The following is an 11,799-nucleotide window of genomic DNA, read 5'->3' on the forward strand; positions in this document are numbered from 1 at the left end:
CAAGTCCTTAGTTTTGTTTATATACGCGTCCGTCTTTCATGACAAAACTGACCTTTTCCATTACGCGAATATCATCTAAAGGGTTGCCGCTAACTGCGATAATATCGGCAAGTTTACCCGCACTGATAGTACCCAGCTCATCTTCAACGCCAAGCAGTGTTGCCGCGTTCACCGTCGCGCTTTTCAGGGCTTCAGCCGCGGGCATACCGGCCTCTACCATTAACGACAGTTCCTGCGCATTGTCACCGTGGGCTGAAACGCCGCTATCGGTACCAAAGGCAATTTTTACACCCGCTTTATAGGCGTTAGCAAAGGTCTGTTGAATAAGGGGGCCAATCGCAGCAGCTTTGGGTCTGACGAGCTCAGGAAAGAAGCCATCAATTTTGGCCTTTTCAGCCACAAAATTACCCGCCAAAATGGTAGGCACATACCAGGTTTGATGTTCGACCATCAATTGCATGATTTCGTCGTCCATATAAGTACCGTGTTCAATGGAATCGACACCTGCTTTAATGGCTCGCTTCATGCCCTCTTTGCCATGTGCGTGCACGGCAACGTGCATATCATAATCCTTGGCGGTTGCAACAATAGCTTCAAGCTCATCGGTCATAAACTGAGGATTCTGGCCGCTTTTAGCCACACTCAGTACACCGCCTGTCGCGGTAATTTTGATGAGATCGGCGCCATCTTTATAGCGTTGACGAACTGCTTCTCGGGCCTGCGCCACGCCATTTACCACCCCTTCTGTAGGGCCCACATCAGGTCGAATTCGCGCGGCCATGCCATTGCTTGGATCGGCGTGTCCACCCGTAGTGGCAATCGACTTTGCTGCAGTGAAAATTCTGGGCCCAACCTGCTGCTTTTTATTAATGGCCTTTCGCAACGCCACCGTTTCGTTGTAGCCATCACCCAGATTGCGCACACTGGTGAACCCCGACATCAGTGTTTTTTTAGCAAAATGTGCGGCACGTAAGGCGACATCAGCCTCATTCAATTGAAACCGCTCGAGATAGGTCATGGGGCCACCATGCTCGCCCGATAAATGCACATGCATATCCATTAAGCCGGGTAGCACAGTGGCTGTTTTTAGATCGATGATGTCATCGTCGTCTTGTGCCTGTTTAAAACCGGATACCACATCGGTGATTTTATTTTCGTTAACCACTATGGTCATGTTTTTTTGTAGCTCGTTGCCTTCGCCGGTGAATAACTGACCGGCATAAATAAGCGTTTCGGCGCTAGCAGTAGACAGTGAGCCCAACACACTAAGTACAGTCATCAAATATCGTTTCTTCATTATTTTTCTACTTTTTTGGTGGTGAATTTTACGTTCAGTCAGCTGACCCTCTCGCGAAACGCAGACCCAGATTCAGAGCCGCTGGGTTTAAATGTTGCCGGTATGGAGGGAGCGTTTTTTGTGTCAGTGAATCTTATCCATTAATTGGCACTATAGACTTTATGTTAAGAGTGGCAGCCAGATCAACGCTGTTCGTCTTTAATCTGAGTCGCTGGGCAATACGCCTATACAATGCGATTTACCCTGGCTCACTAACTCTAAACGGATAGCGCCATCATCGCCTTCGGTGTGATTTGCCTGTTCAATTAACTGGTAGTAGACATTTTGGTTAAAGCGTGCCCACAAATTTCGTCTGACTCTGATATAGGGGATGGGGGTTGCATTGGTATCGGCTAACGCACTGGGCGGATGGCGAAGTTCGATGGGATGCTGGCTGCTAAGCAGCACCTCATCTCCGGTTTGGGTGGTAAAGGTATAACGCCCTTCTCCATGTTGCCATTGGGTAATCAGAAAGGGGACATCTTCCACCGTAAGACCGACCTTTTCGACGGGCGTGACCAGAAAATACTGCTCCCCTTCTTTTTTGAGTACTGACGAGAATAGTTTAACTAACGCAAGCCGACCAATCGGTGAGTTTTCATAAAACCAGCGCCCATCCAGTTTTATTTGCATATTGAGGTCGCCACAAAACGGCGGGTCCCATTCTTCAACCGGTGGCAGGCCATCATTACGATGGCCTTCAATCTGCGTTTGTAACTTATTCAGATCCATTTCGTTCTTCTAGCAGCGCTTTAATTTCTCGCAGCTTAGCTTTGATACGACGCATATTATCCGGACCTGTGCGCAGCAACTGCTTCTGTGGCGTATTTAATTCTTCCAGCCGCTCATCTGCGTATTTATATGTGACCGAATCACTGTAAACCTCAACCGGAACAGGAACTTCTGGGGTATCGAGTAATTGATCTATCGCTTCAATCATGACCTCGTTGAAAGGTTTGTCTGGATCACCAATTTCCGCATATTTCGCCTGTATGTCTTTTTTGTACTGATCATACAAGTTAAGCAATGCTTCATTTTCAAAAGATTCCAGCATGTTCACGTAGGGTGTGTAGCGTTTGTAACTGGCTGCATCCACCCACTCTTTACCTGCCTGATTGTAGGTGCGGAACTCTTGTTCAGGTGCCTTGAACAACTGATGGCTCGGCGCCATTTCATCATTGGCAAGGTTTGTGACTGACACCACAAAACGCTGCATTAGTCCGTCTTCAACTAATAACTCTTCGGCTTTTGATTCCTCGCTGATTGATTTTAACGATGAGCGAATACCATCATCGGTGGTATCAATAGGCTCAGGTTCCACCTCAGGTGTCTCCGGCATAGGTTCGACTTCAGCGTCAGGGTCAATCTCTACAGGCTCAGGCTCTGGTGTGGGCTCGAACGCTTCAGGTTCTTCTGCATCCAGCGTCTCCTGCTCAGTCACCACTGGCTCTTCAGCTACCTCTTCTTCAACAGGATCGCTGCTTGGCCATAACAACACGGCTAAAATAACCACGACAATAATCGCAATAATGACAACATGTGGCGCCAGCGTACGCTTTTCCCCAGGTTCACTCATAATTTTTCACCTTAGATATAGTTAATTCCCTTCGTGCAATTATAGTAACAAAGATAAAATAGTCAGGTTTTATCTTGTTATTGCAGTCTACTCGCAATCTTTACAACTTACTATTTTATATAAATTTTCTACTTTATTAAGGCAGAATACGATCGCTGCATTAAATAAAAAGTTAAATGCGTGGTGCGCATTTTCACCCGTTTACTAAATAATCAACTTTTTGCAGAGGTAATTTGCTATATACTGACAGAATGGAAGAAGTGTTTAGTTTTTAAGCGGGATAGATCAATGACGGTCATTTTAATCGCCATCCCTTTTTTCTTTTTGCTGATCGCAATTGAGCTGTGGGTTGACCGTGTTCGGGGCACGGGATATTACCGACTCAATGATGCCATCACCAGCCTCAGCGCCGGCGTGCTTTCCCGCGTTATGGCCGTTGCCCATCAACTCATTCCGATTACCATCTACTTTTTAGTTTACGACCATTTTGCCCAGTTTACCTTACCTGACAATATGTGGGTGTGGATGGCCGCCTTCATTGCCTACGATTTTTTCTACTACTGGAATCATCGGCTTGGCCACGAGGTGAGTATTTTATGGGCTGCCCACGTGGTGCACCACTCCAGTGAAGAATACAATCTGACCACGGCACTAAGACAAACCAGCGGTGCACTGTTTAGCTGGGTATTCTACTTACCAATGGCTGTTGCTGGCGTAACGCCTGAGATATTCATCACAATTGCAGCGCTGAATCTGGTCTATCAATTCTGGGTACACACCCGTCACGTCGGTGAGCTGGGCTGGATGGAAAAAATCTTTGTGACCCCCTCCAACCACCGTGTTCACCATGCACAAAACAAAATCTACATTGATAAAAATTATGGCGGGGTGTTGATTATCTGGGATCGTTTATTCAACACGTTCAGGCATGAAGAAAAAGACGTAGACATTATTTATGGTATTCGTGGTGCCCTTAAGAGCTTTAACCCGCTATGGGCAAACTGCCAGGTTTACGCACAATTGTTCAAAGACAGCTACCACACCAAACGCTGGCAGGATAAATGGCGCGTCTGGTTTGGACGCACCGGTTGGCGCCCAGCTGATGTCGCAGCACGCTTTCCTTTACAGAAAACCTCGCTGGAACATTTTGTCAAATTCGATCCTAAGCAGTCACCGCTGATTAAACTTTATTGCGCGCTTCAGCACGGCATCATGCTAATGATGACGCTTTATCTGCTGCTGGCACTGGAAACTATAAACAGTACTGCACAACTGACACTGGTGCTGGCAATACTCAGCAGCGCGCTAATGACAGGGTTTATTCTGCAGGGAATGTCAAAAGCGTTGAAGCTGGATGGCATTCGATTAATCGCAATCGCCGTACTTTTAGGTGTTACTCATGTGGCCACGTGGTTGCAAGTCAGCTTAGCAACACTGCACTGTATTAGCTTAGTCATTGGACTGCTGGCAATACGCAGGGTTGAGCCACAGCTGGAGGAGCCGGATGAGATGGAGACATCTTAGCCGGCTGCAGCTCTGAATCCGCACACACCCCCTGCGGGTCTATTTGGCTCTACGAGCTGGTTTTATCTTCACTCAGCTTTTTCGCCAGGTGGATGGTTTCTACTGATTTGGCTTTGCGAGAGCGGGCTTTGATGTTGAGCATTTCCACCACAAAGGAAAATACCATGGCGAAATACACGTAGCCTTTCGGGATATGCACATCAAAACCTTCGGCGATAAGCGTAAAACCGACGAGTATCAGGAAAGACAGGGCCAGCATTTTGATGGTGGGGTTTGCTTCAACAAATTCGCCAATGGGCTTGGCTGCAATCAGCATGACCCCCACCGAGACCACAATTGCGATTACCATGATACTTAAGTCATCGACCAGGCCAACGGCGGTAATTACTGAGTCTAACGAAAAGATAATGTCGAGAATCGCTATTTGCACCAAAATGGAAAAGAAGCTGGAAGCGGCTACCTGCGCGTTAGAGGTCTCGATGACTTCAAAGCTGCCGTGAATTTCATGAGTGGATTTGGCCAGTAAAAATAGGCCCCCCAGCACCAGAATGATGTCGCGCCCAGAAATTTCATTACCTAATATACTGAACAGGGGTTCAACCAGACCCATTACCCACGCCAGGCTAAACAATAATACCAGACGTGCGCCCATCGCTAACGACAAACCGATTTTACGTGCTTTGTCTCGTTGGCTTTCCGGGAGCCTGCCTACCAGGATTGAAATAAAAATAATGTTATCGATGCCAAGAACAATTTCCAACGCCATGAGTGATGCTAAGGCTATCCATGCTTCTGGACTCGCTAACCAATCGAACATTTTTTCAATCTCTCCTGATCCACCAAAGCCTCTGAACATCGTTGTGATGTGTAAAGTAAATGGGCTTGGTTTTCTTGCTATCTTAATGGCTTAGCATAAACGGTGCGAAGTTAAAGACGCAAGCATTCTATTTGCATGCGCTGTATTTGTGCGAACTTAACACAGGGTCTTAAACTGATTATTAAAATGCAGTTGCAGCAAAATGCTCTTTTTCCACTTCCTTCCGCTGATTCCGATTGCAACGATTTGAGCAAGCCGATAATCTAGCGGTTTGAGCTTACCAACCGCGTTTTATACGTTTATAACAAAAAATTCGCGAGAAACGCATGACAACCCAGATTCGGTTTTCACATTGTCTGCGGTGTTTAGTCTTCTGCATCTGTCTGATATCAGGCGTTCAGGCTGACACCTTATTTGAACATCCCATTTTTCATTCACCGCTTGCCAACGTTTCCGGTATCGACGGCGATATTGTATCTATTACCGAAGACAAACGTGGTTTTATCTGGTTTGTTTCCTCAAATGGATTGTGGAGATGGGATTCTCATATTGCTGAGCGTGCAACATTTGCCGACGCATCTTCAGAAAAATTTAGCCCAATTGTACAAACAGTAACTACCGACTCACATGGGCAAGTATGGGTGGGCACTAATCGGGGCTTATATCGACTGGATAGCGATAAACGCATACTACGGGAGGTTTCTTCTGCGGTCGCGGTTCTTTCTATTCAGGATATCGCTGTTGTCAACGACTCATCGACGGCGATTTACTTTGCCACTGACCGGGCCGTTTATCGGTATAGTCCAGCGGCGGATAAGCTAGCGGCAGTCACGATGCCCTATGAGGCACGAATTCATGCGTTACATACGCAAGGCACTCGGCTTTTCGTAGGAACCGGGAACGGTTTATTAGTGCTCGACGTATCGCAAGCGACCCCAATACTTGAAGAGGTAGCCGGCTTTCCTTCTGCTGTTCGCATTAGTGCAATCACCTCAACGGCTTCACAACAACTACTAGTCGGCACGGCCAGCCAGGGATTATTCGTGCAAACGGGGGCGCAGCAGTTTGCACAACACCGTTTAAACGAACAAGCTGAACCCTGGATATACGCGTTAACGGTAGTTAACCCTTCCACAGTGTTACTGGGTACGTTTGGTAAGGGGTTGTTTTTATTTGACCTTTCCTCTGCCGCCGTTAAACACTCAACTTTTGATCCACTGCACCCAGCCGGGTTGGCCAGTGATAATATCTGGACGCTGTTAACCGACTCGAGGGGGTTGGTATGGCTGGGCGCAAATACCACCCTGCAATTATATGATGCCACCAATCCTGGCCTGAAACATATTTTAGGCGGCACAACTAGTGAGGTTGGGCTACATCAGCGGCAGGTTCACGCAGTACAGGCATTTGACGCTTTTCTGATTGCCGCTACCGGCAGTGGTGGCTTAGAAAAGCTCGACCCTGTCAGCGGTGAGTCGATGAGACTGTTAGAGCAGAGTAAAGACCCAATCGAGACATTAGCACTGATTGAGGACGGTCGCTTATTTGCTTCAAGCAACTTCGCATCTACGTTAATTGATTTGTCGAGCACTGCGCACCAGGACCTGATGATTCCGGGGCGGCCGGTAAAAAAATACACCGCAGCCATTGCGCAAACCGACGAAACCTTGTGGGTAGGGGGAACAGACGGCTTGTGGGCTTATCAACCAGCTTCGAAGAAAGCAGAAAATTGGCTACTCAATACCAACCTTGAGCGACGCATTGCCTCTTTACTGGCCACCAAAGAACGGCTCTGGATAGGTACCTGGCAAGGGCTCCTGATACTCAATTACCCCAATGCTGAAATCGCCGAGGTAGAAATAGCACCGCAGTCACCTGTGTTGCTTAAAGAGCAATTTATCGCAGACTTATATCAGGACAGCCTCAATCAGCTGTGGGCGGGAACCAGTAATGCAGGCCTGTTTGTGTATCGCGAGCAGCATGGATGGCAACAACTTGATGTCGATGCCAATCAGGCAGGTGGCACCATTGAGGCGATTGCCGGCGAAGTGAATGGTAAAATATATGCCAGTACCTCGAAGCACATCGTGGCAGTTGATATCGAATCATTGGAGGTGTCTTCGGTAGTAACTGGACCCGCTGCGATTAACGCACCCTTTCGCCGCGGCGCGGCAACCATCATGCACAATGACGTAGTGGTATTTGGTGGGGCTAACGGGCTGACCTTGCTTGAGCCCGCTAAACTGACCGGGTCAGCGACGCCATTGTCGATAGTGCTAACCGAAGGCACTATTTTAACAGCAGACAATAAAACGCTCTCACCCTCTTTACTAAGCTCACAAATGGAGGCTCCAGCATTAGCCAGGCGGATCAGCTTTGAATTTACCGCATTGGATTATCTCACCCCTGCGCAGTTGGTTTATCGATATCGCTTAAACGGGTTTGACGAGGATTGGACTGTGGTAGACAGCGAACATCGCGTCGCTACGTTTACGCAACTCGACCCAGGGCGTTATCAGTTGCAGGTTCATTATTCTGATGATGGTGTGAACTGGCAGCCAAACGGTATTGAGCGAACGATTATTGTGCCCGCTGCCTGGTATCAGACATGGGTAACCAAAACGGTGTTGTTTCTGTTTGTCGCGTTAATCTTATTAGGGTTACACCGCTTACGTGTGAACAAACTGCATGCACGCCAGTTGATACTTGAGCAACGGGTGGCAGCGCGTACGGCTGAATTAGTCGACGCTAATAAAGTGTTGCAACAACAGGCCCAGGCGTTGCGCGATGCCAGTTTAACCGATGCCCTGACAGGGCTGCACAATCGTCGTTTTTTAACCCAAAACATTGAGCGTGACGTGGCAAAACTGGATCGATACTATGCAGATTGTCACAGGAATGCGGTAACGCCCGATGATACCAGCGACTTGCTGTTTTTCCTGATTGATATCGATCACTTTAAATCTATCAATGATAATTACGGTCACCCCATTGGCGATAAAGTACTTGTCGAAACCGCTGCGCGACTGACGCAGGTATTTCGGGAAATTGATTATCTAATTCGTTGGGGTGGTGAAGAGTTTTTAGTGGTCGTTCACGATACCCCACGTGCTGATGCCGCAGCGCTGGCCGAGCGTGTGCGCAACTGTATCCGTACTGAGCAATATGATATTAAAGAAAATGAGGCAATCAGTGTCACCTGCTCAATTGGCTATGCGGCTTATCCACTTGATAGCACCTATTTTGCCAGCATAAGTTGGGAAACCACCATCGGTATCGCCGATCTGGCGCTTTATGCGGCGAAAAACAATCATCGCGATACCTGGCTTGGGTTCACTATGACCAACGACAAAACCAATAAGCAAGCAGTGCAGAAGATCCAGCAGGAACCTGCTTTCGTGTTTGAGTATGGCAAAATTGAGAAACGCCTGCAGCGTGCGGATTGTGACTCAAGCTTTGCCATGGCTAACGAAGAAAGCTGAATTGCGATGCAGTTTTTACCGGTTCGGCGTTATATTGTTCAAATTTTGTCCGAATGGTTATTTGCCAGCTAAACTAAGGAATCAATTTATTTGTTTTCATTGGATGAAAGGAGCAAGGCAATGCAACAGAAACACACTGACTATGCACCACAACTTTGGTTTTTTATTGTTTTAAGCAGTATTGTAACCTGCCATTCGCTATTTGCCCGACCGATGCCGCTTTCGACTGTAAATGATGGCTTTAATAGTCGATCATTTGATCAGAAAATAACTTTTTATTTAGCACTGCCACCCTCCTATGACACGGACCGTCAGCGCCGTTACCCGGTCATTTACTGGTTGCATGGCTCCAATGCCAGTGCGCAGCAGGTGAGTAAAATGATGAGCAATTTTTTCAGTATTCCGATGCAATCAGGGCACATTCCAGAGGCAATTATGGTGTTCCCCGATGGCATGCAGCAGCGCATGTGGGTAAATTCGAAAGACGGCACTACACCGATGGAAACCATGATAATTGAAGAACTGCTACCTTATGTGGACGCGAACTACAGAACCATCGCCAAGCGCGAAGCTCGCCTGATCGAAGGAGGAAGCATGGGGGGGTATGGTGCAGCGCGACTGGGCTTAAAGTATGCAGATTTATTTCAGGCCGTGTCAATGCTCAGTGCAGGGCCCATGCAGAGGCGCTTAGATCCGGCTCACGCGCCGATCGTAGGTAGAGAGAATGCAACTGAGGTATTGCGTTCGGTATACGGTAATGATGTCGACTACTTCGAAAAATTAAGTCCGGTATCCATTGCCGAACAAGTACACGAAACAATCCCACAGGACTTCATGATAAGGATAATTGTGGGTGAAAACGATCCTGTACTGAACGCCAACCAATTGTTCAGAGAGCGGCTTAAAACACTGGGTATTCAGCATCGTTTTTTAAAACTGAGTGGGATAGAGCACAATCCTCAGGCACTGTTCATGGCGCTGAAAGAAACACCTGAATACTGGACGTTTTTTAACGACCAGTTGGTCGCTAAGTGACTGCGTCATCGTTCACATCATCCTGTATCTAAGAGTAAATTGACTGAAAATCAGACATCTGTAAATTTGGATTACATACATAGGAGCCTTTCGCGAAAAAAAGCGTTTGCAGAATCCTTTATACGGGGTAAATTCATCGGTTGTTCAATTTAGCGCATAGATACAGGATGATGTTGGCTTAATGGAAATAAGAAAATTAAACATCCTCAGAGCCTTGGCAGCACTTATTGTCTTTTTTACTCACTTTTCTGATATTACCCACTGGTTCGGTGGAGCGTTGGGCGGAGGCTCCGGCGCATACGGTGTGATGCTGTTCTTTTTATTAAGTGGCTTTTTAATGTCACATCTTTACCTTAATACAACCTTTAACACTGCCAATATCATACGCTATTTCTTAGCGCGAGCTGCACGGGTTTTGCCGCTCTACCTTGCCGTCGTGATTGGCTCATATTGGCTTACGCAAAACGGTAATGACCTGTTATACACAATTGCTGACATCAATGTGTTGATTGGGCATTTGCTTTTCCTGCACGGCGAAAGTGTGCTCTGGTCAATCCCGCCTGAAATCCACTTTTACCTGTTTTTCATTGTACTGTGGGCGTTTGCAGGCAATCGTAAAGGCTATATTTACCTGCTCATGGTTATACTTTTGATTGTTTGGTACATGGCTGATTTCCCAAGAATTTATGGTGAAATAGCGGACATACCTTACAATTTCTTCAGTATATTCAGAGCATTTCCTTATTTTTTCTTAGGTGTGGTATTTGGTTTGTGTTATCAGTCATTTAAAGTACCCAAATACTTAAAAAGTCACTGGTTTATCCTGTCTCTCTGTCTGATCCCGTTGTTGTATCCTCAGTTCACGCCAATTAATGATAACGACAAATACAAAATGTGGCTTAGCTATGAAGTGTTATTCGTTATGGGAACCCTGTTTTTCTGCGTGGTGTTTTTAGTGCCTGACAACAACCGGCTGCTAGCTAACAAGATAGGGGACTTTATCGGAAAAATATCCTATTCGTTATATTTGCTGCACATGCCAATCATTATTCAAGTTGAAAAGCTGGATGTGAATATAGAGTTAAAGTTAGTTATTGCGCTTAGCACCAGCATTGTCGTTGCTTATGCTTCCTATCGTTTCTTCGAACGGCCGCTGGCAAACCTTATAAGAAAATTGGGCAAGCATAAGCATATCACTGACCCGCTTGAGGTATGTAAAAATGAACAATCAAAACAACTCGTGGCTAATTAGTACTAAAAAGGGAGCAGTTAGCGCTATGACATTATTTTTCAGCCGCCTGGTCTGGGTGGTGGTGATAGTGTGGAGTATCGCAGCGAATGCCACTTCAAGTGAATTTGATCTGCCCAAAACAGTTAATCTGGATGATCGGTTTATTTTTTATTCCCATGGTTACATTGTAGAGGGCGACGATCCGAGACCCGTTCATCCTGAATGGGGGCAGTACGACTACCCGGGAATCTTATCTGCATTGTCAAAGCTGGATGCGGTGATTATTTCCACGCATCGCCCGGCGAAGTCAGATCCTTTTATGCATGCTGAAGCAATTTCCCGCCAGGTAGAGTACCTGCTTGAACAAGGTGTTTTTCCCAATAAAATCACCATAATGGGTTTTTCTCGCGGCGGTTTCATTACTGCCATTGCCTCCAGCTTAATCAAGCATCCTGACATTAATTATATTATTCTCGCTGCCTGCACCAGAGCACTGTCAAGCAATACCGATGTACGCCTGACGGGTCATGTGCTGTCAATTTTTGAAACATCAGACGCGGTTGGCTCCTGCGATAAGGTGGTTGCTCGGGCCCCACAACTTGTTAGTTCGTTTATAGAAATAAGCATTTCAACTGGCCTGTCGCACGGTGCCTTTTATCGACCGGATAACCCATGGTTGGCACCGGTTGAATCCTGGCTAGCTGCGCGCACTAAGATTGACGACAAGTAGGGTGATACGGCTAGGGTAACCCAGTTATGCTAACGAAACTAAAAACGGCCTGCTAATGCAGGCCGTTG

General features: G+C 46.8%; 9 protein-coding genes. 5 read left to right on the forward strand and 4 right to left on the reverse strand.

All coding sequences use genetic code 11. The features are described 5' to 3' along the window. Positions 1–7 precede the first annotated feature (7 nt). The 3 genes from HCJ96_RS11670 to HCJ96_RS11680 form a co-directional block, all read right to left on the reverse strand. Positions 8–1,297 (reverse strand): metal-dependent hydrolase family protein, encoded by a 1,290-nt coding sequence (locus tag HCJ96_RS11670; RefSeq protein WP_169211248.1) that lies wholly within the window; start codon positions 1,295–1,297, stop codon positions 8–10. 198 nt (positions 1,298–1,495) lie between these two features. Then, a complete protein-coding gene (locus tag HCJ96_RS11675; protein ID WP_169211249.1) occupies positions 1,496–2,068 on the reverse strand; it encodes a DUF1285 domain-containing protein in 573 nt (190 codons plus the stop codon). Further along, positions 2,055–2,912, reverse strand: coding sequence for a DUF3014 domain-containing protein (locus HCJ96_RS11680; protein WP_169211250.1), 858 nt, complete (start codon positions 2,910–2,912; stop codon positions 2,055–2,057). Before HCJ96_RS11680 ends, HCJ96_RS11675 begins: the two co-directional genes overlap by 14 nt. A gap of 288 nt (positions 2,913–3,200) precedes the next feature. Between HCJ96_RS11680 and HCJ96_RS11685 the strand changes: the two genes are divergently transcribed. Further along, positions 3,201–4,436 (forward strand): sterol desaturase family protein, encoded by a 1,236-nt coding sequence (locus HCJ96_RS11685; protein ID WP_169211251.1) that lies wholly within the window; start codon positions 3,201–3,203, stop codon positions 4,434–4,436. Between the two features lie 49 nt (positions 4,437–4,485). On the opposite strand, the gene HCJ96_RS11690 is transcribed toward HCJ96_RS11685, so the two are convergent. Then, on the reverse strand, positions 4,486–5,253 hold the full coding sequence (locus HCJ96_RS11690; protein ID WP_169211252.1) for a TerC family protein: 768 nt from the start codon (positions 5,251–5,253) through the stop codon (positions 4,486–4,488). 326 nt (positions 5,254–5,579) lie between these two features. Here HCJ96_RS11690 and HCJ96_RS11695 point away from each other — a divergent pair, with 326 nt between their 5' ends. The 4 genes from HCJ96_RS11695 to HCJ96_RS11710 all read left to right on the forward strand — a co-directional run bounded on the left by HCJ96_RS11695 (position 5,580) and on the right by HCJ96_RS11710 (position 11,731). Further along, positions 5,580–8,735, forward strand: coding sequence for a ligand-binding sensor domain-containing diguanylate cyclase (locus HCJ96_RS11695; RefSeq protein WP_169211253.1), 3,156 nt, complete (start codon positions 5,580–5,582; stop codon positions 8,733–8,735). A 120-nt stretch (positions 8,736–8,855) separates the two neighbouring features. Continuing rightward, positions 8,856–9,770, forward strand: a complete 915-nt coding sequence (locus HCJ96_RS11700; RefSeq protein ID WP_169211254.1) for an alpha/beta hydrolase — start codon at positions 8,856–8,858, stop codon at positions 9,768–9,770. Between the two features lie 181 nt (positions 9,771–9,951). Next, positions 9,952–11,022, forward strand: a complete 1,071-nt coding sequence (locus HCJ96_RS11705) for an acyltransferase family protein (RefSeq protein ID WP_169211255.1) — start codon at positions 9,952–9,954, stop codon at positions 11,020–11,022. A gap of 25 nt (positions 11,023–11,047) precedes the next feature. After that, positions 11,048–11,731 carry an alpha/beta hydrolase gene (locus tag HCJ96_RS11710; protein ID WP_169211256.1) on the forward strand — a complete coding sequence of 228 codons (684 nt, stop codon included), beginning with the start codon at positions 11,048–11,050 and terminating at the stop codon, positions 11,729–11,731. The last annotated feature ends 68 nt before the right edge of the window (positions 11,732–11,799 follow it).

The sequence above is a fragment of the Alteromonas ponticola genome (assembly GCF_012911815.1).
Taxonomy (GTDB): domain Bacteria; phylum Pseudomonadota; class Gammaproteobacteria; order Enterobacterales; family Alteromonadaceae; genus Alteromonas; species Alteromonas ponticola.

What these genes read in the sequence shown, in the direction of transcription:
- HCJ96_RS11670 (WP_169211248.1), bottom strand. Translation starts at nt 1,297, where the DNA reads ATGAAGAAACGATATTTGATGACTGTACTTAGTGTGTTGGGCTCACTG.
- HCJ96_RS11675 (WP_169211249.1), bottom strand. Translation starts at nt 2,068, where the DNA reads ATGGATCTGAATAAGTTACAAACGCAGATTGAAGGCCATCGTAATGAT.
- HCJ96_RS11680 (WP_169211250.1), bottom strand. Translation starts at nt 2,912, where the DNA reads ATGAGTGAACCTGGGGAAAAGCGTACGCTGGCGCCACATGTTGTCATT.
- HCJ96_RS11685 (WP_169211251.1), top strand. Translation starts at nt 3,201, where the DNA reads ATGACGGTCATTTTAATCGCCATCCCTTTTTTCTTTTTGCTGATCGCA.
- HCJ96_RS11690 (WP_169211252.1), bottom strand. Translation starts at nt 5,253, where the DNA reads ATGTTCGATTGGTTAGCGAGTCCAGAAGCATGGATAGCCTTAGCATCA.
- HCJ96_RS11695 (WP_169211253.1), top strand. Translation starts at nt 5,580, where the DNA reads ATGACAACCCAGATTCGGTTTTCACATTGTCTGCGGTGTTTAGTCTTC.
- HCJ96_RS11700 (WP_169211254.1), top strand. Translation starts at nt 8,856, where the DNA reads ATGCAACAGAAACACACTGACTATGCACCACAACTTTGGTTTTTTATT.
- HCJ96_RS11705 (WP_169211255.1), top strand. Translation starts at nt 9,952, where the DNA reads ATGGAAATAAGAAAATTAAACATCCTCAGAGCCTTGGCAGCACTTATT.
- HCJ96_RS11710 (WP_169211256.1), top strand. Translation starts at nt 11,048, where the DNA reads ATGACATTATTTTTCAGCCGCCTGGTCTGGGTGGTGGTGATAGTGTGG.